Source organism: Xanthomonas sp. NCPPB 2933 (genome assembly GCF_056725225.1).
On record NZ_CM161518.1, the window covers coordinates 3,437,248 to 3,460,849 of the forward strand.

Genomic DNA, 23,602 nt, shown 5'->3' on the forward strand with positions numbered 1-23,602 from the left:
GTGTTGGCGACGTTATCGCACCGCGCCGGGCTCAGGCGCCGAATGCGGCCTGCATCTGCGCCAGGTCGGGCTGCGCAATCACCCCACGCTCAGTGACGATCGCATCGATCAAGCTGCCGGGGGTGACGTCGAACACCGGGTTCCAGGCATGGATGCCATCGGCCACCGTTCTGACCCCGCCCACCCCGAACAATTCGCCCGGGTCGCGCTGCTCGATCTCGATCTGCTCGCCGCTGGCGGTCGCCATGTCCACCGTGGACGACGGCGCCACCACCATGAACTTGACGCCGTGGTGGCGCGCGGCGATGGCCAGCTGATAGGTGCCGATCTTGTTGGCGGTATCGCCATTGGCGCAGATGCGGTCGGCGCCGACGATCACCCATTGCACCAGGCCGGATTTCATCAGGTGCGAGGCGGCCGAATCGGCGATCAAGGTCGCGTCGATGCCATCCTGCTGCAGCTCCCACACGGTCAGCCGCGCGCCCTGCAACCACGGCCGGGTCTCGCCGGCAAACACCTTGCCGATGCGCTGCTGCGCCATGCCGGCACGGATCACGCCAAGCGCGGTGCCGAAACCGGCGGTGGCCAGCGAGCCGGTATTGCAGTGGGTCAGCACGCCACTACCCGGCGCGATCAGCGCAGCGCCGAGTGCGCCCATGTGCCGATTGGCTGCCAGATCTTCATCGGCGATGGCCTGCGCCTCGCGCGCGATCACCGCGCGCCAGTCGGCGCCGGCAGCGCCCAGCACGCGACGCATGCGCATCAGCGCCCAGGCCAGATTGACCGCGGTCGGACGCGCGGCATTGAGCCGCAACAGCGCCGGTTCGAGCTTCTGCAATGCCGCGCTGCCGTCATCGGCATCGATGTCGCGCGCGGCCAACACCACGCCCCACCCGGCCGCAATCCCGATCGCCGGGGCGCCGCGCACCGCCAGCGAATGGATCGCCTCGGCCACCGCATCGCTGCTCTCGCAACGCACATGCTCCACCACGAAGGGCAGCTTGCGTTGGTCGAGCAATTCCAGGGCATCGCCGGTCCACAGCAGTGGGCGGATGTGGTCGTAGCGGGCGTAATCGATGTGGGCGCTGTCGTTCATGGCGCTATTGTAAGGCGCGCGGGCAGCCCAGTCAGTGGACCTGCCGTGCTCAGCCTGGGGTCAGCGCAACAATGCCTCAAGCGCGTGCTAGGCGAAGGTATTTAGAGCGGCTAAAAAACGTAGCGAGTAGTTTGGATGCAGTCAAAAGCCTGGTTGGTCGAGCGCGCGGTGCCCTCGCCGCTCGCGGGACACGCCGCAAGTACGTCCATGTAGGCTCGGTAGCGGCATCCATGCCGCCACACGGTCCCGCAATCGGCGAGGGCACCGCACCAGAGAGTTAGGTCGGCTATTGGGTGAAAAGCGGCCGTCTAGCGGGTGCTTTAGCGTTCTGGTGCGGGGCATACAACTTCATGAGAGCAAGCCAATAGAAGCAGCTAAAGCATTGCTTGCACCATGCACACCGACCATTTCCACTGGTCCTTGCCCGCCCACCGTCGCGGGACCTTACGCGGCATGGATGCCGCGTAAGAGCCTACACGGACGTACTTGCGGCGTGTCCCGCGATGGTGGGCGGGCAAGGGCCCTGCAGCCAAACCGCAGATCAGCCGCCCTGTGCAGCGAAAGCCAAGATCCACCGCTCTGCAATAGACCAATACGCAGCAGGTTCGTCAGCCGCTCAGTCGACGATGAACTCGGCACGGCAGCCATCGTTCACCCACACCCCATCGCGGCTCCAGCCCCAGGTCTGGCCTTCCACGCATTCTTTTTTGGAGATCTGCCGGCCCACACGCACCTGGCGCTCCACCGACACCCCACAGGTGCGGCGCGAGCTCTTCTTCGATTCGCAGGTGATCATGCGCGGCACGGCCACAAAGCCGGAACCATCTTCGGCACCGACTTCGAACTCGCCATCGCAACCGCGCGAGACCCAGATTTCGTTACGCCGGGTGCCCCACGTGCGGCCCTCCTTGCACGGCCACATCGAGCGCTGACGCAACAACCGCACCGGCGCACCGCGCAGGATCACCGGGCAGGCCACTTTGCCGCCGTTGGAGTCGCAGCGCACCACCCGGCGCATCTGCGGGGAGGCTGACACGCGTGCAGAGGCAAACTCCGCACGGCAGCCCTGCTCGACCCACACGCCGTCGCGTTCCACATCCCACTCGCTGCCGCGAATACAACTGGTTTCGGACAGCTGGCGCACCAGTTGCACGCCGTGTTCGGTATCCATCGCACAGTGTGTGCGCGCCATGTCCTTGGACTCGCAACGCAGCACGCCGGAGGCGCGATCCGAGGCGCGCGCATCGGCGAGCATCAGCAGCGGCAAGCACCACAAACCGCATAAGCTGACCAGCCACTTCATGCCGACACTCCTCACCCAAACACACTCTGCGCCGCGCCCCCGTGGACGTGAGGATGAGAGCATCATCGATGTGAAGAAAGCAATACGGTGCCGATGACAACTGGATGGCACTTCGTGCCTGCGATCCGCCATGGAGTCGGCGGCACAGCCCGAGCAGGCTGCGCCGGCGCTAGGCGCGGGCGAACTCGAACGCGAGCACATCCGCTATCTGCGCGGTGCCACGCAAGGCCATCAACAAGCGGTCGACGCCGACCGCCACACCGGCGCAATCGGGTAGCTGCGACAACACCGCGAGCAAGCGTTCATCCAATGGCAACTGCTGTACCCCGCGCGCGGCACGCACCGCGTTGTCGCGCAGGAAACGTGCACGTTGCTCCTGCGCATCGTTGAGCTCGTGATACCCGTTGGCCACCTCGTAAGCACCCAGATACAGCTCGAAGCGCTCGGCCACCGGCGGGCTGTCGTGGCGGATGCGCGCCAATGCGCACTGGCTGGCCGGCCAGTCGTGCACCACAGTCAAGGTGTCGTCGGCAAAGCTGGGCTGGATGCGATGGGTCATCAGCAGGTCCAGCCAGTCGTCGCGGGTCAGGCCGTGTGGATCGATGGCGATGTCGTGCAACGGCGCGCGTAGCGTTTCGATCGGATCGAGCAACGGGTCGATACCCAACTGCTGCAGAAACAGGTCGCGATAGCTCAGCACCTGCACGCGCGCTTCGCGCTCGACCAACGCAAGCGCCTGCTGCACCAACGCGGTGGTCTCCTGCGCCAAGGCGCGATCGTCCCAGCCCACCCGGTACCACTCGAGCATGCTGAACTCGGGATTGTGGCGGCCGCCGGCTTCGCCATTGCGGAACACCCGCCCCAGCTCGTAGCAATCGCCCACGCCGGCCGCGAGCAGGCGCTTGAGCGGATACTCCGGCGAGGTGCGCAACCAACGTAGCGGTGCGCCGGCATCCACATGCCCGCTGAAGCGCGTGCTGAAACTGTCGATATTCGGCTCGGTGTTGCCGGCCTCCGAGAGCACCGGCGTTTCCACCTCCAGCACGCCACGCTCGGCGAAGAACGCGCGGATCACGGCGTTGAGCCGCGCGCGCAACTGCAACGCGGCCAGATCGATCTGAGCCGCACTCATGGCTGCTGGCCGTGCTCGCCGAGGAAAGCCAGCAAGCGCGCTTCGTCCCAGATCTCCACGCCCAGCGACTGCGCCTTGTCGAGCTTGGAACCGGCTTCTTCGCCAGCCACCAGAAACGCGGTTTTCTTGGAGACGCTGCCGGCGACTTTCGCGTCCAGCGCTTCCAGGCGCTGCTTGGCGGCATCGCGCGTCAATGCGGCCAAGGTGCCGGTGATGACCACGGTCTGGCCGTCGAGCGGGCCGGTCTGCAGCGCATCGGCTTCGGGCAGGCGCGAGAGCACCGTTTCCATCGCCTGTTGCGCTGCGCTGGCCAACGCCGCGTTTTCTGGCCGCTCCAGCCATTGCTGCACCGAAGCGACGACCGCCGCAGGCACGCCGGCCTGCAGCAAGGCATCGGCACCGGCGCCGCGCAACGCATCGAACGAGTCCACCGCCGCGGCCAGTTGCTGCGCACGCACCGGCGTCACCTTGGGGATATCCATGTCTTCCAGCACGCTGGCAAAACTCAGCGCGTCGCGCAGCTTGGGTGAAGGCGGATGTGCATCGCCGATGCGCACGCCACGTTGCAGCAGATCGTCGATGGCCTGCTGATTGCCGGGCTGATCGAGAAAGTGCCCGAGCGAGCGCGCCACTTCGCCACCGATATCGGGCACGCGCTTGAACAGCGGCCACGGCAGGTGGCGGATCAGTTCCAGATCGCCGAACCAGGCCGACAACGCCTTGGCCGTGCTCTCGCCGACATGCTCGATGCCGAGCGCGAACAGGAAGCGCTCCAGCGTGGTATCGCGCGATTGCTCGATCGCCTCGATCAGGTTTTCCGCCCACTTGGTGGCGATCTTCTTGCGGTTCCAGTCGAACGCCGGCAGCCCGGCGCGCAACAGATCGGCCTGCCAGGTTTGCGGCGCCTCGCGCTCGCCGGCCAGGTCCACACCGATGCCGACCACGGTGTTTTCCAGCTGGCCGTACGCACCGCTGGCCAGATGCTCGCGCGCCTCGCGCAGGAACGCGTGCGGACTCTCGGCGGTGCTGATCATGCGCAATTGCAGCAGCTGGTCCACGTTGAGCAGATACAGATCGGCCACGCCCTGCACCACGCCGCTGTCGACCAGCACCTCGATGAATTTTTCGCCCAGGCCATCGACATCCATCGCGCGGCGCGAGACGAAATGCCGGAACGCTTCTTTGCGCTGCGCCGGGCAGGTCAGCTCGCCGGAGCAACGCCATACCGCCTCGCCCTCCTCGCGCACGATCTCCGAGCCGCACACCGGGCATTGCGTGGGCATCTGCCATGGCTGCGTGCCGGGTGGCCGTTGATCGGCGACAACACCAGCCACTTCCGGAATCACATCGCCAGCACGCCGCACGATCACCGTATCGCCCACGCGCACATCCAGCCGCGCGATCTGGTCGGCGTTGTGCAGCGTGGCGTTGGTAACGATCACCCCGGCCACATGCACCGGCTTCAGCCGCGCCACCGGCGTGGCCGCACCCGTGCGGCCGATCTGGATCTCGATCGCCTCCACCGTGGTGGACTGCTCCTGCGCCGGGAATTTATGCGCAATCGCCCAACGCGGCGCGCGCGAGACAAAGCCCATCTCGCGCTGCCCGGCCAGATCGTCGAGCTTGTAGACCACGCCATCGATATCGAATGGCAGCCCGTCGCGCGCGGCACCAATGCGCTGGTAATACGCCAACAGCCCGTCACTGCCCTGCACTACCTCGACCAGGGCGCTGACCGGGAAACCCCATTCGCGCAATTGCGCCAGGATGGCCGAATGCGTCTGCGGTAATGCGCCCTCGCTCACTTCGCCAATGCCGTAGGCAAAGAAACTCAATGGGCGTTGCGCGGTAATACGCGCATCCAGCTGCCGCAGCGAACCAGCGGCGCCGTTGCGCGGGTTGGCCAATACCTTGCCGCCATGCAGCCGCATCTGCGCGTTATAGCTTTCGAATGCGGCGCGCGGCATATACACCTCGCCGCGCACTTCCAGAATTTGTGGCCACCCTTCGCCACGCAGACGCAGCGGAATCGCCTTGACGGTGCGCAGGTTGGCGCTGACATCCTCGCCGGTGGCGCCGTCGCCACGCGTGGCGCCCTGCACGAACTCGCCGTTTTCGTAGCGCAGGCTGATCGCCAGACCATCTAGCTTGGGCTCGGCAGAAAACAGCGGCTGCTTGACCTCGAGCCGCTCGCTGATGCGCCGCACGAACTCGGCCACTTCCTCATCGCTGAAGGCATTGCCCAGCGACAACATCGGCAAGGCATGCCGCACTTCGGCAAAGCGCGAGGCAGCCAGATGGCCGACACGCTGGGTTGGCGAATCGGCACTGGCCAGCTCCGGATGCGCGGCCTCCAACGCCTCCAGTTCGCGCATCAGGCGGTCGTAGTCGACGTCGGCCATCTGCGGCTCGTCGAGCACGTGATAACGGTAGTTGGCGTCCTCGAGACGATGACGCAGGGCGTCGATACGCTGCGCGGGATCCGGGCTGACAGTCATACGATCGCTGGGCTGGCTTGAGGGGCCGCCTATTCTAACGGGCCGTGCCGATGTGCAAGAGCTGGCCCGGCCACTGCCGCGACCACGCAGGCGCCATCGATAGCAAGCCCTACGGGTATTTCCCGATAGGCAGACAAGCACAAACCCGATAGCGTGGCGCCCTCTGCCGCCCACCCGTCTGGAGTTCACCCGTGTCGTTGCCCGTCTCGCGCCGTTCGTTTCTCAGCCTCGCCAGCGTTGGCGTGGCGGTGTCCGCATTGGGACTGGCACCCGCCGCCGAGGCAGCCCGCAAGCGCGCAGCCGCAGCGGCAACGCCCAACGTGGCGCCGGCCGCCGGTGCGGTGTATCTCAACCTCAACGAGCATCCGCTCGGGCCGGCGCCGGCCGCGCTGGATACCGCGACGCGCTCGCTGGCGCGTTCTGGCCGCTACCTGTTCGAGATGGAGCAGGACCTGCGCAATCTGATGACCGGCGAATTGCAGCTGCCGGGCGACCATCTGGCGTTGTTTCCCGGTTCCAGGGACGCATTGAATCGTGCCGGCAGCCTGTTCACCTCGGCGCGTGCCGGGCTGGTGGTGGCCGACCCGAGCTTCGATCCCATCGTCGACAGCGCAAACGCGCGCGGCGTGCCGGTGCGCAAGGTGCCGCTGCGGGCCGATGGCGCGCACGACGTCAAGGCGATGGCCAAGGCCGACCCCACCGCCGGCCTGATCTATCTATGCAACCCCGGCAACGCCACCGGCGCCATCACCCCGCGTGCCGAGATCGAGTGGCTGCTGACCAACAAACCGGCCAGCGCGGTATTGGTGGTCGACGAGGCCTATATCCACTACAGCAACGAACCGTCGGTGGCCGATCTGGTGCGTCAGCGCCAGGACCTGATCGTGTTGCGCAGCTTCTCCAAGCTCTACGGCATGGCCGGCCTGCGCCTGGGCGCTGCGTTGGCGCCGCCGGGGCTGCAGACCAAGCTCGCCAGCTTGGGTAGCAACCCGTTGTCGGTCCCGGCAATGGCCGCCGGCATCGCCAGCCTGCGCGACCCGCAACTGGTGCAGACCCGTCGCGCGGAAAATGCGCGCGTGCGCGACGACACCATCGCCTGGCTCAAGACCAAGGGCTACACCTGCCTGCCCACGCAGGCCAATTGCTTCCTGCTCGACGTCAAGCGCGACGCCAGCGTGTTCGCCGATTCGATGCAGAAACAAGGCGTCATCGTCGGCCGCAGCTGGCCGATCTGGCCCAAGCGCGTGCGCGTAAGCGTCGGCACCGAGGCAGAGATGCTGCGTTTTCGCGAGGCGTTTGCCAAGGCGAAGCGTTGAGCACCAAGCACTGAGTGGCAATCCCTTCTCCCCTCGGGAGAAGGTGCCCCGAAGGGGCGGATGAGGGTGCGAGCGAAGCCTAGTGCCGCCCAGCCGCGCGGGGGCTTCGCCTCCGTACCCTCACCCCAACCCCTCTCCCGCAGGAGAGGGGCTTTGATTCCCTCTCCTGCGGGAGAGGGGAATCACCAGCGCGGCGACTTGGTCAGCGGCGGCGCCTGATGCTGGCGGTCGTAGGCGCGCAGCTCGTCGCGGATATGCGCCACGCGTTGACGGCCCAGCGCATTGCGGCTGTCGTCCAGCACCACGCCATCGAGCAGTTCGGCCATGCGCTGCACGGTCGGCAGCATTTTTTCCCAGGCATCCAGCGCAGTCATCGGCGCCGGCAATGTGAGGAAAAACGCAATCGCCGGGGTCTGCATCTCGCGGATGTTGGCCATGTCGAAACTGCCGGGCTTGAGGATGCTGGCCATGCTGAAGATCGGCCCGCGCTCCGGGTGCCCTTCCACCAACCGGTGGAAGACATTCATGTGGCCGAACACCAACCCGGTCTTCTCTGCAGCCACCACCACGTCTTCGCCACGCAGCACCTGTCCGGCCTTGGCCGCGACGAACAGCGAGACGATCTTGTCGAAGTCCTGGTTGGGACGCTTGCCGACATCGTTGCCGCCGGCCGCATCTGCATCGTCCAGATTGAGTTCGCTCTGCTCGGCACCTTCAGTGCGCTCGAACGGGTCGCCCTCCACGCCCGGCTCGCCGGAAATCACCGGCTCGCGGCGTTCGCGCGGCTGCCCGTCGTCCTTGTCGACCCGGCGCCCTTGCGGCGATTTTTTCGGGCGACCAAACAGAAAGATGGCCGCGACCAGCAGCAGTCCAGCGATCAGGATCCCGATCCGGATCATGGCCATGTCGGACATTCAGCGTGCCTCCGCATAAGAGTGACAGGTGTCGATATTCCGACAAGCATGGCACGTCATGCCGCACCCGCCAAACGTGCGGCTTCTTCCAGGTCAACGCTGACCAGACGGCTGACGCCCGGCTCGCGCATGGTCACGCCGGAGAGCTGACGCGCGGCCTCCATCGTCGCCTTGTTGTGGCTGACGAACAGGAACTGCACTTTCTCGCTCATTTCCCGAACCATGTTGGCCAGGCGGCCGACATTGGCTTCGTCCAGCGGCGCGTCGACCTCGTCGAGCAGGCAGAACGGCGCGGGATTGAGCTGGAAGATCGCAAACACCAGCGCCACCGCGGTCATCGCCTTTTCGCCACCGGACAACAGCGAGATGCTGGACACGCGCTTGCCCGGCGGGCGCGCCATGATGGTCACGCCGGTGTCGAGCAGATCTTCGCCGGTAAGTTCCAGATAGGCATGCCCGCCGCCGAACAGCCGCGGATACAGCGCCTGCACGCCGGAATTGACGCGGTCGAAGGTGTCCTTGAAACGGCCGCGGGTTTCGCGGTCGATCTTGCGGATCGCCTCTTCCAGGGTTTCCAGCGCGGTGTTGAGATCCAGGTTCTGAGCATCGAGATATTCGGAGCGTTGCGCCGCTTCACCATATTCCTGGATCGCGGCCAGGTTGACCGGTTCCAGCCGCCGCATGCGCCCATCGATCTGGCCGACCGCCGCTTCCCACTCGGCCAGATTGGCCGATTCGGGCAAGCCGTTGACCACGTCTTCGAGCACGAAGCCGGCCTTCACCACCGCAGCCTCCAACTGTTCGGCGCTGAGTACCAGGGCTTGCTGATCGAGCTTGCGCTGCGAGATGCGCTCGCGCTGGCCCAGTGCCTGTTCGTCGCGCTGCTGACGGGTCTGTTCGTAGCTGCGCAGTTCGCCGTCAACACTCTCCAGCATGGTGCGCGCTTCGCTCAGTACGCGCTCGGTGCGCACACGCTCGCTCAAGGCGGCCTGATGCTCGTGCTCCAGCGTTTCCACCGGCGAATCGCCTTCGCTGAGCTGGGCGACCAGATCTTCCAGGCGCGTATCGAGCTGGCCACGCTGGCTGTCCATGCGCTCCAGCGTCTGGCTGAGCGAGGTGATTTGCGTGCGTTGCGATTCAAGCGTAAGCGCCAATGCGTGCATCGCATCGCGCACGCCACGTGCGGCGTCACGGGCCTGGTCGCGTGCATCGGTGAGCTGACGGCGTTCGTTTTCCAAAGCCGCACGGGTGCCCTGCAGATCGCCCATGAGGGTCACCGCGTCTTCGAGTTTGGCGCGCGCTTCGCGTGCCTGCTCACGGCTGGTGTCCAGCGTTTCCAGCAGCTGCGACAACTCGTTTTCGATGCGTTCGATGCGCGTGCGTGCGGCATCGACCTTGCCTTGCTGGCTCTGCAATTGACCGGCCAGCTCGGAGACGCTGCGATGCGCCATGTACAACTGACGCTGTGCATCTTCGCGTTGCTGCTCGGCGGCCAGCAGTTGTTCGCGGAAGCTGCCCAGGCGCTGCTCAAGATCGGCTTCGCGCTCCTGCAGCGTTTCAATCTGCGCGCGCAGTTCCTGGATCTCGCGCTCGCGCAACAAGGCGCCCTGCTTGGCGGCGCCGGAACGCGACACGCGCACCCAGCCCTCGCCCAGCCGCTCGCCATTGCGGGTGATGACCGAATCGCCCTCGGGCAGGCTGCGTTGCAGCGTGCGTGCGGCATCCAGATCCTCGGCCGCATGCAGGCGCGCGAGCAGGCGACGGATCGCGATCGGCCCCTGCACCTTGGCCGCAAGCGAGGTCGGTGCGAAGGTGGCGTTGTCGCTGGCACTGGATACCAGCGCGATGCGGCCGTCGCCCAACTCGCCCAGCGCGTCGACCAGTTGCTCCGGCGCATCCACCAGCACGCCTTCGATCAATTGCCCCAACGCACCTTCGACCGCATTTTCCCAGCCGCTTTCGACCGTGATGCGTTCGCCGACACGCGCGGCCGAATCCAGCCCGCGCGATTTCAGCCACGCCACCGCCGCGCCCTGCTCCTGACCGAGCGCGGCCTGCTGCAAGGTTTCCAGCGACGACAGCCGACCACGCGCGGCCTGCGCCTGCTTGCGCACCTCGGCCAGCTCGCCCTGGCTGGCCCGCTGTTGTTCCTGCAGCCCGCCGAGCGCGTGCTTGCGCGCTTCGACCTGCTCGGTCAGCCCGTCCAGCGAGGTCTTCTGCGTTTCATGCCGCAGCTCGATCTGCTCGAACGCTTCTGCCAGCGCATCCAGATCCAGCCCGGCGCGCTCGTTGACCAGTGCTTCGCGGCGGCGGTCGGCTTCCAGCGACTGGCGATCGAGATAATCGACACGCGTGCGCTCCACTTCGCCGGCACGCGAGGCTTCGCCGGTGTCGCGGTTGTGGGTTTCCCAGCGCTGCTGCCAGTCGGCCAGGCGCGCTTCGGCTTCGCGTAGCGATTCCTGGCGGAATTCGTGGTCTTCGCGCAGCTGTTCCAGCTGCGGTTCGGCCGCGTCCACCGCCTCGCGCAGCACCGCCAATCTGGCCGAGTCGCCGCTGATATGCTGGGTCAGTTCCTGCAGCTGGCTCTGCGCCTCATCGCGCGCCTTGTGCAGGCGGTGCGAGAGTTCGCGCTGATGCTGGATCTGCTGCTCGATGCGCGCCAACGCACCACCGACCTGATAGACATCGGCCTGTGCCTTGGCCACCGCTTCGGCGGCTTCCTCGCGACGCACGCGGCCGGTTTCGATCCGCGCTTCGGCATCGCGCTGTTCGGCGATCAGCTGCTGCAGGCGGGTCTCTTCCTGATTCAATTTTTCGCGCAGGCCTTGCAACCGGCCATCCAGGCCGCGGTATTCCAGCGCCTTCCATTCGGCGTCCTTGATCCGACGCTCTTCCTGCAAGGCCTGGTACTGCTCGGCTTGGCGCGCCTGGCGCTGCAGATGCGCCAGCTGCTTGGTGATTTCTTCGCGCAGATCGCCCAGGCGATCGAGATTCTCGCGGGTGTGGCGAATGCGCGTTTCGGTTTCCTTGCGGCGTTCCTTGTACTTGGAAATGCCGGCGGCCTCTTCCAGATACACACGCAGATCTTCCGGGCGCGCCTCGATGATCTGGCTGATCATGCCCTGCTCGATGATCGAGTAGCTGCGCGGCCCCAGACCGGTGCCCAGGAACAGATCGGTGATGTCGCGGCGGCGGCATTTGGTGCCGTTGAGATAGTAGGCGCTGCTGCCGTCGCGGCTGACCAGGCGCTTGACCGAGATCTCGTTGAACGAGGCGAACTCACCGGTGATGGTGTGATCGGAGTTGTCGAAGATCAGCTCCACCGTCGCCTGCGACACCGGCTTGCGCGCCGAGGAGCCGGCGAAGATCACGTCGGTCAGCGAGTCGCCGCGCAGGCGGCTGGCCGAGCTTTCGCCCATCACCCAGCGCACCGCATCGATGATGTTGGACTTGCCGCAACCATTGGGGCCGACGATGCCGGTCATGTTGGTGGGCAGGTGCAACGTGGTCGGGTCGACGAACGACTTGAAACCGGACAGTTTGATCGTGGACAGGCGCATGGGACTGGAGGTTCCGGGCACCGCACGGACGAAGCCGGCAGGCGCTTTTTCCTGTGAAGCCAGTCCCTAAACCCTTGATCCATAAGATCAGCAGGCCGTGGAACCGGCAATGGAGCATGAGTATAACGGGCCGGCCATCGCTGGCGGCGGCGCCATAAAGACGAAGGGCGCCTAACAAGGCGCCCTTCGGGTACAGCATGACGCGTGGATCAGGCGTCGGATTCGACGATGACCTTGACCGAGGTTTCCACATCGGCGTGCAGGTGCAGCACAACGTCGTATTCGCCGACATTGCGGAATGCGCCTTCGCCCAGGATCACTTCGCTCTTTTCCAGCGGCAGGCCGGCGGCGGTGAACGCCTCGGCGATGTCGCGCGGGCCGACCGAACCGTACAGCTTGCCTTCGGTGGACGCATGCGCACCGATGGTGACGCTGGCGCCTTCGAACTTGGTGGCGCGGCTCTGTGCATCGGCCAGGATGCTGTTGGCCTTGGCTTCGTAATCGGCACGCTTGGTTTCGAACGCTTCCACGTTGGCAGCGGTGGCCGGCACGGCCTTACCCTGCGGCACGAGGAAATTGCGGCCGTAACCCGGCTTGACGCTGACCTTGTCGCCCAGGTTGCCCAGGTTGGTCACTTTCTGCAGAAGAATCAGATCCATGGTGGTGCTCCGTTATTCGTTAGCGCCGGCGCTTTGGCCGACGCAACGTTTGCTGTCCGAAAAGACGGGGATTCGGGAATCGGGATTTGGGAATCGCAAGAGCACGATCAACACCGCATCTCGAATGACCGGCCTCTATATTTTAATAACCCGCACATGGATGTGCGGGCTCTTCCGAGGGACTCGGATTAGACGTCGTGATTGTCCGTGTACGGAATCAACGCCAGGAAACGCGAGCGCTTGACGGCCGTCGCCAGCTGACGCTGGTACTTGGACTTGGTACCGGTCACGCGGCTCGGCACGATCTTGCCGTTCTCGGTGAGGTACTGACGCAGGGTGTTGAGATCCTTGTAATCGATCTCTTTCACGCCTTCGGCGGTGAACTTGCAGAACTTGCGACGACGGAAGAACTTGGACATGACAGCGCTCCTTAAGCGGCTTCGGCGTTGTCGCCGTCGGTATCGGTGGCGGCAGGTGCAGCATCGCCCTCATCGTCATCACGACGACGACGCTCGCTACGCTCGGGCTTGTCGCCCTTCTCGTCCTTGCTCTTCATGATCAACGACTGCTCGGTGTCCGGGCCATCGCGCTTGACGACCAGGTGACGCAACACCGCATCGTTGAAGCGGAAGCTTTCCACCAGTTCGCTCAGCACGGCCTGGTCGACTTCGATGTTGAGCAGCACGTAATGCGCCTTCACCAGGTTCTGGATCGGGTAAGCCAGCTGACGACGGCCCCAGTCTTCCAGACGGTGGATGGTGCCGTTACCGCCCTCGATCAGCGACTTGTAGCGCTCGATCATGGCCGGGACCTGCTCGCTCTGATCCGGGTGGACCAGGAACACGACTTCGTAATGACGACTCATGTTTGTTATTACCTTTCGGATGTGGCCACGTGGGCCGGACAGCTCCCCGGTAAACCGCGCAAGGCGGCCGGTGGAGCAAGGGTTCCCGGCCGGAACCGGACAGGAAGCAGGAAAGTATGGCAGTTCAGGTGCTTAGCCGCAACTGGGCCATACCAGCAGCCAAGCTTACGAGCGTGATATCTGCGCGGCGACTGCTTAAGCCCCTCTCCCACCGGGAGAGGGGTTGGGGTGAGGGTACGGGGCAAAGCCGCTGGCAACGTCCGACCGCGCTTGGCTTCGCTCCGTACCCTCATCCGCCCTTCGGGCACCTTCTCCCGAGGGGAGAAGGGATCAACGGTGCTCGGCTGCCGTCGTGAAGCTCTCCCCACACCCGCACTCGGCAGTGGCATTGGGATTGCTGAAGGTAAACGTCTCGCTCAGCCCGTGCTTGCCGAAGTCGATGCAGGTGCCATCGACCAGCGGCAGGCTGGTGGGGTCGACGAAGATGCGCACGCCGTCCTGCTCGAATACCGCGTCGTCATCGCGCTGATCGCGCGCCAGGTCGGTGATGTGGCCCCAGCCGGAGCAACCGGTCTTGGTCACACCGAAGCGCAGGCCCAGCGTCCCCGGGGTCTGCTGCACGAAACGCTGCACGCGCTCCAGCGCGGCGGGGGTGAGGCTGATGGCCATGGGAGGTGCTCCGAAAAACAATGGTGGCAAGTATAGCGAGGCCGCAACACCTTCGGCGGCGCCCTCAGCTGCGGCACCTCCCTCAAATGGGGGCACAGCAGGCCTGCGACAAGCACCTCGACCCGCAAGCGGTTCAGATGCTCGCGCCAGCGCGCCCGCAGCCAGTAAACTCGCAGACCATTCAAAGTCGCTACGGCGAGGACAAGTCATGACGGTGGTCAGCGTTGAACATGCGCTTGCGGGGAAACTCCCCGAAGGCGGCGAAGTCACGGTACGGGGGTGGGTGCGCACGCTGCGCGGATCTGCCGGACTGGCCTTCATCAACGTGACCGATGGCTCGTGCTTCGCTCCGATCCAGGTGGTGGCGAATGACACCCTGCCCAATTTCGACGAGGTCAAGCGCCTGACCAGCGGCTGCTCGCTGATCGCCAAGGGCGTGCTGGTCAAGTCGCAGGGCAAGGGCCAGTCGTTCGAGATCCAGGCCAGCGGTGTCGAGATCGTCGGCTGGGTCGAGGACCCGCTGACCTACCCTATCCAGCCCAAGCCAATGTCGCCGGAATTCCTGCGCGAGGTAGCGCATCTGCGCCCGCGCACCAATCTGTTCGGTGCGGTCACGCGTATCCGCAACTGTCTGGCGCAGGCGGTGCACCGCTTCTTCCATCAGAACGGCTTTAACTGGATCAGCACCCCGATCGTGACCACGTCCGACGCCGAAGGTGCCGGGCAGATGTTCCGCGTCTCGACTCTGGACATGGCCAACCTGCCGCGCAACGACAAAGGCGAGGTCGATTTCAGCCGCGATTTCTTCGGCAAGGAGACCTTCCTAACCGTGTCCGGCCAGCTCAACGTGGAGGCGTATTGCCTGGCGCTGAGCAAGGTCTACACCTTCGGCCCGACCTTCCGCGCCGAGAACAGTCACACCACGCGCCATCTGGCCGAGTTCTGGATGATCGAGCCGGAAATCGCCTTCGCCGATCTGGCCGAAGACGCGCGCCTGGCCGAGCAATTCCTCAAGTACCTGTTCCGCGCGGTGCTGGACGAGCGCGGCGACGATCTGGCCTTCCTGGCCGAGCGCGTGGACAAGAACGCGATCAGCAAGCTGGAAGCCTTCATCAATGCCCCGTTCGAGCAGATCGACTACACCGAGGCGGTGAAGCTACTGCAGAACTCGGGCAAGAAGTTCGATTTCCCGGTCGAATGGGGCCTGGACCTGCAGACCGAGCACGAACGCTGGCTGACCGAAGAGCACATCGGCCGCCCGGTGGTGGTGACCAACTACCCCGAGCACATCAAGGCGTTCTACATGCGCCTGAACGACGACGGCAAGACCGTCGCGGCGATGGACGTGCTGGCGCCGGGCATCGGCGAAATCATCGGCGGCAGCCAGCGCGAAGAGCGTCTGGATGTATTGGATGCACGCATGGCGCAGTTCGGCCTGGATAAGGAGCACTACAGCTGGTACCGCGATTTCCGTCGCTACGGCTCGGTGCCGCATGCCGGTTTCGGCTTGGGGTTCGAGCGCCTGGTGGTGTACGTGTGCGGGCTGAGCAATATCCGCGACGCTATCCCGTATCCGCGCGCACCGGGCAGCGCCGAGTTCTGATGTGACCACTGCTGCGTCCCTGGCGACTAGGCACCGTCCACCAGGGACGCAGACGTTCGTGGCCCACCTCACTGCACGCATCAGCCGCTTCGACGCCCCGCCCCAGGAGCACTCCGCATGACGCTGTTCTTCGCACTGTGTTTTGTCGGTGTCGCAGTGGCCGGGCTCACCGCCTTGCTGATCTTCTGGCCGCTGACGCTGGTGCACATGCGCGACCGTCATCCGGAGGCATTGGCCAGCTTCGGCGACCCGGCCTTCATTAGTACCACGGCGCTGCGCTGGTTGCTGACGCGGCGCTACCGCAGCCACCGCGACAGCGCGCTGTCCGGTCTGGCCACTCCCGCCTGGCTGTCGCTGCTCACCATCTTTTTCGGCCTGGGCATGGCGGCCCTGCTCGGCCTGCTTTCCAAGGTAATGCAATGAACACGTACGAAGACCCTGCCCAGGGCGAACAGGTTTCCTGGTGGCTGGCCACGATCGGCCGCACGCTGATCTGGGCACGCCTGCGCGTCAATGAGGCAGGCACCGCAGAGGTGCTGGACAGCGACGGCAAGACGCTGCCCTACGACAGCGAAGACAGCGCCCGTGCGGCCTTGTTCGATGCCGAATTCGTCTCGCTCGACGGGCTGGACGAAGAAGACGCGCTGATGCGTGGTTTCTCGCTCAACGAAATCTCGCCGCCGCGCGGCGAAGACGATGCGGATCTGCGCGAACGCATGGTCGTGACCCTGGGTGGTCGCGCCTGACATGTACGCCCCAAGCGCGTTTGTGCAGACCGATCTGGCCTTGCTGGACTGGCTGATCGCGCGCGACCCGTTCGTCACCCTGATCAGCCAGGGCGAGGACGGCCAGCCGGCAATCACGCATCTGCCGGTGCTGTACCAACGCGATGCGCAGGCCGTGATCATCGAAGGCCACTGGGCGCGCCCCAACCCGCAGGCACGCCAGTCCGGCGATGCGGTGATGGTGGTGCAGGGACCGCACGCCTACGTGTCGCCCAGCTGGTATCTGGACAAGGAAGCGGCCGCACGCGTGCCGACCTGGAATTACGCGGTGGCGCATCTGCATGGCCGTTGCAGCCAGATCACCAATGAGCGGGAAGTCGGCGATCTGATCGGCCGCATGAGCGCGCATTTCGAACAGCGTGTGGGCAGCGATTGGTTGTTCGAGATGGAGCGCGACAGTCACCGCCGGCAACTGCGCGGCCTGGTCGGTTTTCGCTTCGTGCCCAGCCGCATCGAGCTCACCTTCAAGCTCAGTCAGAACCATCCGGCCGGCAATGTCGCTGCGGTCAGCGCTGCGCTGGAACAACAAGCCTCCAGCGAGTCACGCGAGCTGGCCACGCTGATGCGCGATGCCTTGCGCGCACGCGATGGCGCCGCCTGACCGGCACGGCACACAGTCGATTTCTGCACCACCGCTTTATGGCTCCTCTCTCGAACACACCCTGCCCTCTTTCCTCTGGAATACTGTGCGCATGAACGAGCTCAACCATTTACTCGCAAACAACCAGGCCTGGTCCGAGCGCATCCGTCGCGAAGACCCGGAATTCTTCTCCAAGCTGTCCACCCAGCAGACCCCGGAATATCTGTGGATCGGCTGCTCGGATTCGCGCGTGCCGGCCAACCAGATCATCGACATGGCGCCGGGCGAGGTGTTCGTGCACCGCAATATCGCCAACGTGGTGGTACACACCGATCTGAATTGCCTGTCGGTGATCCAGTTCGCGGTGGACGTGCTCAAGGTCAAGCACGTGTTGGTGGTGGGCCATTACGGCTGCGGCGGCGTCTTCGCCAGCCTCACCCAGAAGCGCATGGGCCTGGTCGACAACTGGATCCGCCACGTCACCGATGTGGCCGACAAGCATGAAGTCTGTCTGCACGATGCCGGTGAATTGCCGGCGCAGCACGCGCGGCTGTGCGAGCTCAATGTGCTCGAGCAGGTGGTCAATGTCTGCCGCACCACCATCGTGCGCGATGCATGGGAGCGCGGCCAGGAGCTGTGCGTGCATGGCTGGGTCTACAGCCTGCGCGATGGCCGCGTGCACGATCTGGGCATGTCGATCGACCGCTCCGAGCTGCTGCAGGAGCGTTACGACACGGCGCTGGCGCAGATTCAGGCCGATCACACCGAACGCTGAGTCGCACCTCGCGCCTCACCCACCATGGCGGCGCCCATCGGCGCCGTCGGTTGGCTATGCTGGACGTCTTCTTTGCCGAGGAACGTCCATGCTGGTCCCGCCGATCAACCTGCATGCCTGGATCGAACAACACCGCCACCTGCTCAAACCGCCGGTGGGCAACAAATGCATCCAGCAGGACGGCTTCATCATCATGATCGTCGGCGGGCCGAATGCGCGCACCGATTATCATTATGACGAAGGCCCGGAGTGGTTCTTCCAGCTCGAAGGCGAGATGGTGCTGAAGGTGCAGGACGAGGGCGTGGCGCGCGACATCCCGATCCGCGCTGGCGAAATCTTTCTACTGCCGCCGAAGGTGCCGCACTCGCCGCAGCGCGCGGCCGGCTCGATCGGCCTGGTGATCGAGCGCGAGCGCTTGCCCAACGAGCAGGACGGCCTGCAATGGTATTGCCCGCAGTGCAATCACAAACTGTACGAGGCGATGTTTCCGCTGCAGAACATCGAAACCGATTTTCCGCCGGTGTTCGATCATTTCTACCGCTCGCTTGCGCTGCGCACCTGCACCCAGTGCGGGCACGTGCATCCGGCGCCCGAGCGTTATGCCGCAACTGAGGCGTAAGTGGCGCAGAGGGTGACGATGCAGAACACGCGAAGCGGGAGACGCTCGACAGCGCTCGAACGACAGTGGCCGTTGCGCGCGCCATGCGGCGAGGTTGCAATGGCAGGCGACGCAGCGACCGCACGCCGGCCAACAACACGCCTGTCTGTCATCCGCGCAACTGTCATCCGCGCACACGCGCGACGTGCATGCGGCTCGAACGCACTGCCAGCGATGCCATGCTGCGCGCACTGATCGACCTCAAACCGCGCGACGTGCCGCTGCGCGTTGCGCTGCGCAATACCGCCGCAGTGGTGCTGCCGCTGGCGGTGGGCGTGGCCACCGGGCATGTCGCTGCGGGTCTGGCGGTGTGCACCGGCGCGCTCAACACCATGTTCACCGACCAGCCCGGCCCGTATCGCGCGCGCTTGCAACGCATGTTGATGGCCGCGCTGGCCGCCGGTGCGGCCGCGTTGCTGGGCATCTGGGTCGGCCACAACACCCCTGCCCTGGTGGTCGCCGGCTTGTTGCTCGGCCTGGGCGGCGGGCTGCTGGTGGCGCTCGGCCCGGTGGCCGCGCGCGTGGGCCTGACCAGCATGATCCTGCTGGTGGTCAGTGCCGATATGCGCTTGCCGATCGCGCAGGCACCGGGCGTGGCCGCGTTGATCTTCGCCGGCGGCCTGCTCCAGGTCGTGCTGGCATTGGCCGCGTGGCCGCTGCAACGCTATCGCCCGGAACGCTTCGCACTGGCCGATCTGATGCGCCAGCTGGCAGGCATCGCACGCCAGCGCCCGGAAGCCAGCGCCGCGCCGCCGGCAACGCAGGAAGTGCTCGATGCGATGGTGATGCTGCACGGCGAACATCGCTCGCGCGCGATCGCCGTGCAGAGCTTTCGCATCATCGCCGAGCTCTGCGATCGGGTACGGCTGGAGCTGCTGTCGCTGGCCGATGCCGACACCCGCCTGACCGACTCGCAGGCGCGCCCGGCCATCGAACGCGTGCTCGAACGTAGTGCCATCGTGCTGGAACAACTCGCACACGCAATGACGGTGGGCGAAGACCCGTTAGCGGCGGATGCCTCGATGACCGGATTCGACGATCTGGTCGCGGCACTGGCGCAGTTTCAGCACGACAACGCCGATACCCGCGAACGCCGGCTGGTGCGTGTGGCGGTGGCGCGCGCGCAAGGCCTGGGCGGCCAGTTGCGTGCCCTGATCCGCAATGCGCACTGGGCCAGCAGCCGTGGCGAGATCCAGGCGCAGTTGGCCGAAGCGCGCTTGCCGGCAGCCTTGCGGCCAGCGGCGACCTTGGCCACCTTGCGCGCAAATCTGGATCTGTCCTCGGTGGCGTTTCGGCATGCATTGCGTTGCGGCGTGTGTCTGGCACTGGCGATCGCCTTCCAGCGTTGGCAGCAGATTCCGCACGGCTTCTGGATTCCGATGACCACCGCCATCGTGCTCAAGCCGGATTTCGGCGGCACTTTCAGCTTCGGCGCCTTGCGCGTGGCAGGTACCTTCGTCGGCTTGTTGGTGGCCACGTTACTCGCACATTTTGCGATGGATGGCGCCAGCATCCGGCTGGCGTTGCTGGCGCTGTTTTGCCTGGGTTTCCGCTTGTTGACGCAGGTGAATTACGGTATCGGCGTCGCGTTTCTGACCGGCATGCTGGTGCTGTTGCTGTCGTTCGAAGGCGTGGCGCCCGGCGACGCCATCGGTGCGCGTCTGCAGGCAACGGTAGCCGGAAGCGCATGGGCGTTGATCGCCTACGCGTTGTGGCCCACGCGCGAACGCCGGCATATCCGCGCATCGCTGGCGCAACTGCTCAGCGCGTATCGCGATCATCTGCGCCATCTGTTGCTTGGCCAGATGGAGGGTTTAAGCGATACCCGCGCCGCCGCACGTGTGGCACGCACCAATGCGCAGGCCTCGATCGAACGGCTGCGCGGCGAGCCACGCAGCCGGCGCAATCTGCACGAACTCAAACTCGCCGAATCGCTGCTGGCCAACGGCAACCGGCTGATCCGCGCCACCTTGTCGCTGGAAGCGGTGCTGCGCGATGGCCACCCCTTACCCACGCTGGCGGCATTGCCCGCATTTGCGGAACAGGCCGATCAGGCGCTGACGGACCTGATCGACTGCCTGATCCACGGCGGCATCCCCGCAGCGGCCACCTTGCGCAGCGCCGAGCGCCGCCTGTCCGATGCGTTGGCCGCACTGCCCGACAGCTCGCCGACCACCGCTGCACTGGCCGACACAGTCGACCGCATCACCGACAGCATCGGCACGTTGACCCATCTGTTGCGCCCAGCCCGACCAGCGTCAGCCGGTGCCTCTGCAGAGGCACCGGCCGTGCATGACGGCGCACCCACTGCCGGCGGGTAAACTGACCTCACCGACCCGCGCTGCGAGCCTTGACGATGACCGACCCGCTGTCCCGCGCCCATGCCGTTGCACTGGACACCGCCGACCCGCTACGCAGCCTGCGCGATGCGTTCGTGTTCCCGCAGCATGGCGGCCAGGATCAGACCTATTTCGTCGGCAATTCGCTGGGCCTGCAGCCGCGCGCAGCGCGCGCGATGGTGGCCGAGGTACTCGACCAATGGGGCGCACTCGCGGTGGAAGGCCACTTCACCGGGCCCACCCAATGGCTGACCTATCACCAGCTGGTGCGCGATGGCCTGGCGCGCGTGGTCGGCGCGCTGCCCGGCGAAGTGGTCGCGATGAACACGCTGAGCGTCAATCTGCATCTGATGATGGCCAGCTTTTACCGTCCCACGCCCGAGCGCGGCGCGATCCTGATCGAAGCCGGTGCTTTTCCGTCCGACCGCCATGCGGTGGAATCGCAACTGCGCCTGCATGGGCTGGATCCGGCCACACACCTGATCGAAGTGGAAGCCGATGAGCCCAACGGTACCTTGTCGATGGCGGCAATTGCCGAAGCCATCGCATTGCATGGCCCGCGGCTTGCGTTAGTGCTGTGGCCCGGCATCCAGTACCGCACCGGCCAGGCCTTCGCGCTGGGCGAGATCGCGCGTTTGGCGCGCGCGCAAGGCGCCGCGGTGGGTTTCGATCTGGCGCATGCGGTCGGCAATATCCCGCTGACGCTGCACGACGATGGCGTGGATTTCGCGGTGTGGTGCCACTACAAATATCTCAACGCAGGGCCCGGTGCGGTGGGAGGTTGTTTCGTGCACGAACGCCATGCCAACAGCGACCTGCCGCGCATGGCCGGTTGGTGGGGGCACGAACAGCAGACCCGCTTCCGCATGGACCCGCAGTTCGTGCCCTCGCCTGGTGCCGAAGGCTGGCAGCTGAGCAATCCGCCGGTACTGGCGCTGGCACCGCTGCGTGCGTCGCTTGATGTGTTCGACCAGGCCGGCATGCCGGCGTTGCGTGCGAAATCCGAACAGCTCACCGGCCATCTGGAACAGTTGATCCACACACGCGTGCCGCAGGTGCTGCAGATCGTCACCCCGGCCGACCCTGCGCAGCGCGGCTGCCAGCTGTCGCTGCGGGTGGCCGGCGGGCGCGCGCAAGGGCGCTCGCTGTTCGAGTATCTGCAGTCGGTCGGCGTGCTTGGCGACTGGCGCGAGCCGGACGTCATCCGCATCGCACCGGTGCCGCTGTACAACCGCTTCTGCGATCTGCACCGGTTGGTCGAGCAGGTGGAAACCTGGGCCGCCGCCTGAGCACGTACGACACAGACTGTGCCATCGAACAGGTGTGCGCGTGAGCCGGAACCGGCACACGCGCACGTACACTCCAAGCCCGCACCTGGCTGACCGGCTTGCGCTGTTGCCAGCCGCTTCATTTTCTCCCTCTCCGCCGGCACCCGCGTCCGGCCGCTGCCGGATACCGCATTGAGCGCAGTCTCTCCTCGTTCCCTGACCCTGATCGGCGCCGGCCTGGCCGGTTGCCTGCTGGCTATCCTGCTGTCGCGTCGCGGCTGGCAGGTCACCGTCTACGAGCGCCGCGGCGATCCGCGCATCAAGGGCTACGAGTCCGGCCGCTCGATCAACCTGGCGCTGGCCGAACGCGGCCGCCACGCGCTACGCCAGGCCGGCGCCGAAGATGCAGTGATGGCCAAGGCGGTGATGATGCGCGGGCGCATGGTGCATCCACTGGTTGACGAGCCGCAGCTGCAACGCTACGGGCGCGACGACAGCGAAGTGATCTGGTCGATCCACCGCGCCGCATTGAACGTCGCATTGCTGGATCTGGCCGAACAGGCAGGTGCACGTGTGCATTTCTACCGCCGCCTGCACACCGTGGACTTCGATGCCGGCTACGCGCGTTTCATCGACGACCGCGACGACCAGCCGCACGAAATCCACTTTCAGAGCCTGATCGGCAGCGATGGCGCCGGCTCGGCGCTGCGCGCGGCGATGCAGCGAAAATCGCCGCTGGGCGAGCGCATCGAATTTCTGGATCACTCGTACAAGGAACTGGAAATTCCGCCGTTACCAGGCGGTGGTTTCCGCATCGAACGCAACGCGCTGCACATCTGGCCACGCGGGCGTTACATGTGCATCGCGCTGCCCAACGATGGCGGCACCTTTACCGTCACGCTGTTTCTGCCCAATAGGGGCGAGCCAAGCTTTGCCACCACGCGTACCGGCGACGAAGCGCTGGCCTTGTTCGCGCGCGATTTCCCGGATGCCTTGCCGCTGATTCCGCAGCTCAAGGAGCACTGGGAAGAACATCCGCCCGGGCTACTCGGCACCTTGACGCTGGACCGCTGGCATCTGGACGGCCGCGCATTGCTGATCGGCGACGCCGCGCATGCGATGGTGCCGTTCCACGGCCAGGGCATGAATTGCGCCTTCGAAGACTGCGTGGCAGTGGCGGAGCAGCTGGACGCGCACGACGATCTCGAAACCGCGTTTGCCGCGTTCGAAGCGGCGCGCCGCGACGATGCGGCAGCGATCCAGCAGATGGCACTGGAAAACTATCTGGAAATGCGCGACCGCGTCGGCGATGCCGCGTTCCTGCTGCAACGCGCGCTGGAACAGGAACTGCAGACACGCTGGCCCACCCGCTTCGTGCCGCACTACACGATGGTGACCTTCCTGCGCACGCGCTATTCGATCGCCCTGGCGCGCAGCGAGATCCAGCGCGAGATCCTGGTCGAAGCCACGCGTGGGCACACCGATCTGTCGCGCATCGACTGGGCGGCGCTGGAAGCGGTCGTGCATGCGCGTCTGCAGCCGCTGGAAGGCGCGCACTGATCGTCGCGCACAGGCCGGCGTC

General features: G+C 65.5%; 20 protein-coding genes. 10 read left to right on the forward strand and 10 right to left on the reverse strand.

Annotated features, from left to right (window positions below; genetic code table 11):
- Positions 1–31: 31 nt before the first annotated feature.
- The 4 genes from mtnA to ligA all read right to left on the reverse strand — a co-directional run bounded on the left by mtnA (position 32) and on the right by ligA (position 6,029).
- Positions 32–1,096: an S-methyl-5-thioribose-1-phosphate isomerase gene (gene mtnA, locus AC1PLU_RS14045; RefSeq protein ID WP_074057721.1), complete on the reverse strand. Its 1,065-nt coding sequence runs from the start codon at positions 1,094–1,096 to the stop codon at positions 32–34.
- Positions 1,097–1,712: 616 nt separating this feature from the next.
- A complete protein-coding gene (locus AC1PLU_RS14050) occupies positions 1,713–2,399 on the reverse strand; it encodes a DUF3011 domain-containing protein (RefSeq protein WP_481106564.1) in 687 nt (228 codons plus the stop codon).
- A gap of 169 nt (positions 2,400–2,568) precedes the next feature.
- A complete protein-coding gene (gene epmA, locus AC1PLU_RS14055; RefSeq protein ID WP_481106565.1) occupies positions 2,569–3,531 on the reverse strand; it encodes an EF-P lysine aminoacylase EpmA in 963 nt (320 codons plus the stop codon).
- Positions 3,528–6,029, reverse strand: coding sequence for an NAD-dependent DNA ligase LigA (ligA, locus tag AC1PLU_RS14060; RefSeq protein ID WP_481106566.1), 2,502 nt, complete (start codon positions 6,027–6,029; stop codon positions 3,528–3,530). Before ligA ends, epmA begins: the two co-directional genes overlap by 4 nt.
- Before the next feature lie 191 nt (positions 6,030–6,220).
- Here ligA and AC1PLU_RS14065 point away from each other — a divergent pair, with 191 nt between their 5' ends.
- Entirely contained in the window at positions 6,221–7,345 is a 1,125-nt protein-coding gene (locus AC1PLU_RS14065; protein WP_481106567.1) for a pyridoxal phosphate-dependent aminotransferase, read from the forward strand.
- A gap of 182 nt (positions 7,346–7,527) precedes the next feature.
- On the opposite strand, the gene zipA is transcribed toward AC1PLU_RS14065, so the two are convergent.
- From zipA to AC1PLU_RS14095, 6 genes are all read right to left on the reverse strand, one after another.
- Entirely contained in the window at positions 7,528–8,259 is a 732-nt protein-coding gene (gene zipA, locus AC1PLU_RS14070; RefSeq protein ID WP_006451582.1) for a cell division protein ZipA, read from the reverse strand.
- A 56-nt stretch (positions 8,260–8,315) separates the two neighbouring features.
- Positions 8,316–11,819: a chromosome segregation protein SMC gene (smc, locus tag AC1PLU_RS14075; RefSeq protein ID WP_481106568.1), complete on the reverse strand. Its 3,504-nt coding sequence runs from the start codon at positions 11,817–11,819 to the stop codon at positions 8,316–8,318.
- 209 nt (positions 11,820–12,028) lie between these two features.
- Positions 12,029–12,478 carry a 50S ribosomal protein L9 gene (rplI, locus tag AC1PLU_RS14080; RefSeq protein ID WP_006451584.1) on the reverse strand — a complete coding sequence of 150 codons (450 nt, stop codon included), beginning with the start codon at positions 12,476–12,478 and terminating at the stop codon, positions 12,029–12,031.
- A gap of 188 nt (positions 12,479–12,666) precedes the next feature.
- Positions 12,667–12,897: a 30S ribosomal protein S18 gene (gene rpsR, locus AC1PLU_RS14085; protein ID WP_005991243.1), complete on the reverse strand. Its 231-nt coding sequence runs from the start codon at positions 12,895–12,897 to the stop codon at positions 12,667–12,669.
- Between the two features lie 11 nt (positions 12,898–12,908).
- Positions 12,909–13,343 carry a 30S ribosomal protein S6 gene (gene rpsF / locus AC1PLU_RS14090; protein ID WP_006451585.1) on the reverse strand — a complete coding sequence of 145 codons (435 nt, stop codon included), beginning with the start codon at positions 13,341–13,343 and terminating at the stop codon, positions 12,909–12,911.
- Between the two features lie 330 nt (positions 13,344–13,673).
- Positions 13,674–14,012 (reverse strand): HesB/IscA family protein, encoded by a 339-nt coding sequence (locus AC1PLU_RS14095; protein WP_006451586.1) that lies wholly within the window; start codon positions 14,010–14,012, stop codon positions 13,674–13,676.
- Positions 14,013–14,220: 208 nt separating this feature from the next.
- Between AC1PLU_RS14095 and asnS the strand changes: the two genes are divergently transcribed.
- The 9 genes from asnS (at position 14,221) to AC1PLU_RS14140 (ending at position 23,580) form a co-directional block, all read left to right on the forward strand.
- Complete coding sequence (gene asnS / locus AC1PLU_RS14100) at positions 14,221–15,615, forward strand: asparagine--tRNA ligase (protein ID WP_481094492.1); 1,395 nt, start codon at positions 14,221–14,223, stop codon at positions 15,613–15,615.
- Positions 15,616–15,732: 117 nt separating this feature from the next.
- Entirely contained in the window at positions 15,733–16,038 is a 306-nt protein-coding gene (locus AC1PLU_RS14105) for a hypothetical protein (protein WP_481094491.1), read from the forward strand.
- Positions 16,035–16,361, forward strand: coding sequence for a hypothetical protein (locus tag AC1PLU_RS14110; RefSeq protein ID WP_481094490.1), 327 nt, complete (start codon positions 16,035–16,037; stop codon positions 16,359–16,361). The genes AC1PLU_RS14105 and AC1PLU_RS14110 overlap by 4 nt, the downstream gene beginning before the upstream one ends.
- A 1-nt stretch (position 16,362) precedes the next feature.
- Entirely contained in the window at positions 16,363–17,001 is a 639-nt protein-coding gene (locus AC1PLU_RS14115; protein WP_481106569.1) for an FMN-binding negative transcriptional regulator, read from the forward strand.
- Between the two features lie 91 nt (positions 17,002–17,092).
- Positions 17,093–17,755: a carbonate dehydratase gene (gene can, locus AC1PLU_RS14120; protein WP_481094488.1), complete on the forward strand. Its 663-nt coding sequence runs from the start codon at positions 17,093–17,095 to the stop codon at positions 17,753–17,755.
- Between the two features lie 88 nt (positions 17,756–17,843).
- Positions 17,844–18,374 (forward strand): 3-hydroxyanthranilate 3,4-dioxygenase, encoded by a 531-nt coding sequence (locus AC1PLU_RS14125; protein WP_176341033.1) that lies wholly within the window; start codon positions 17,844–17,846, stop codon positions 18,372–18,374.
- A 218-nt stretch (positions 18,375–18,592) separates the two neighbouring features.
- Positions 18,593–20,734 (forward strand): FUSC family protein, encoded by a 2,142-nt coding sequence (locus AC1PLU_RS14130; protein ID WP_481094521.1) that lies wholly within the window; start codon positions 18,593–18,595, stop codon positions 20,732–20,734.
- A 35-nt stretch (positions 20,735–20,769) separates the two neighbouring features.
- Positions 20,770–22,041 carry a kynureninase gene (gene kynU, locus AC1PLU_RS14135; protein WP_481094487.1) on the forward strand — a complete coding sequence of 424 codons (1,272 nt, stop codon included), beginning with the start codon at positions 20,770–20,772 and terminating at the stop codon, positions 22,039–22,041.
- A gap of 171 nt (positions 22,042–22,212) precedes the next feature.
- Positions 22,213–23,580 (forward strand): FAD-dependent oxidoreductase, encoded by a 1,368-nt coding sequence (locus AC1PLU_RS14140; RefSeq protein WP_481106570.1) that lies wholly within the window; start codon positions 22,213–22,215, stop codon positions 23,578–23,580.
- Positions 23,581–23,602 lie beyond the last annotated feature (22 nt).

Bases quoted from the DNA above. Each gene is read 5' to 3' on its own strand.
- mtnA (WP_074057721.1), bottom strand. From the start codon at position 1,096: ATGAACGACAGCGCCCACATCGATTACGCCCGCTACGACCACATCCGC.
- AC1PLU_RS14050 (WP_481106564.1), bottom strand. From the start codon at position 2,399: ATGAAGTGGCTGGTCAGCTTATGCGGTTTGTGGTGCTTGCCGCTGCTG.
- epmA (WP_481106565.1), bottom strand. From the start codon at position 3,531: ATGAGTGCGGCTCAGATCGATCTGGCCGCGTTGCAGTTGCGCGCGCGG.
- ligA (WP_481106566.1), bottom strand. From the start codon at position 6,029: ATGACTGTCAGCCCGGATCCCGCGCAGCGTATCGACGCCCTGCGTCAT.
- zipA (WP_006451582.1), bottom strand. From the start codon at position 8,259: ATGTCCGACATGGCCATGATCCGGATCGGGATCCTGATCGCTGGACTG.
- smc (WP_481106568.1), bottom strand. From the start codon at position 11,819: ATGCGCCTGTCCACGATCAAACTGTCCGGTTTCAAGTCGTTCGTCGAC.
- rplI (WP_006451584.1), bottom strand. From the start codon at position 12,478: ATGGATCTGATTCTTCTGCAGAAAGTGACCAACCTGGGCAACCTGGGC.
- rpsR (WP_005991243.1), bottom strand. From the start codon at position 12,897: ATGTCCAAGTTCTTCCGTCGTCGCAAGTTCTGCAAGTTCACCGCCGAA.
- rpsF (WP_006451585.1), bottom strand. From the start codon at position 13,343: ATGAGTCGTCATTACGAAGTCGTGTTCCTGGTCCACCCGGATCAGAGC.
- AC1PLU_RS14095 (WP_006451586.1), bottom strand. From the start codon at position 14,012: ATGGCCATCAGCCTCACCCCCGCCGCGCTGGAGCGCGTGCAGCGTTTC.
- asnS (WP_481094492.1), top strand. From the start codon at position 14,221: ATGACGGTGGTCAGCGTTGAACATGCGCTTGCGGGGAAACTCCCCGAA.
- AC1PLU_RS14105 (WP_481094491.1), top strand. From the start codon at position 15,733: ATGACGCTGTTCTTCGCACTGTGTTTTGTCGGTGTCGCAGTGGCCGGG.
- AC1PLU_RS14110 (WP_481094490.1), top strand. From the start codon at position 16,035: ATGAACACGTACGAAGACCCTGCCCAGGGCGAACAGGTTTCCTGGTGG.
- AC1PLU_RS14115 (WP_481106569.1), top strand. From the start codon at position 16,363: ATGTACGCCCCAAGCGCGTTTGTGCAGACCGATCTGGCCTTGCTGGAC.
- can (WP_481094488.1), top strand. From the start codon at position 17,093: ATGAACGAGCTCAACCATTTACTCGCAAACAACCAGGCCTGGTCCGAG.
- AC1PLU_RS14125 (WP_176341033.1), top strand. From the start codon at position 17,844: ATGCTGGTCCCGCCGATCAACCTGCATGCCTGGATCGAACAACACCGC.
- AC1PLU_RS14130 (WP_481094521.1), top strand. From the start codon at position 18,593: ATGCTGCGCGCACTGATCGACCTCAAACCGCGCGACGTGCCGCTGCGC.
- kynU (WP_481094487.1), top strand. From the start codon at position 20,770: ATGACCGACCCGCTGTCCCGCGCCCATGCCGTTGCACTGGACACCGCC.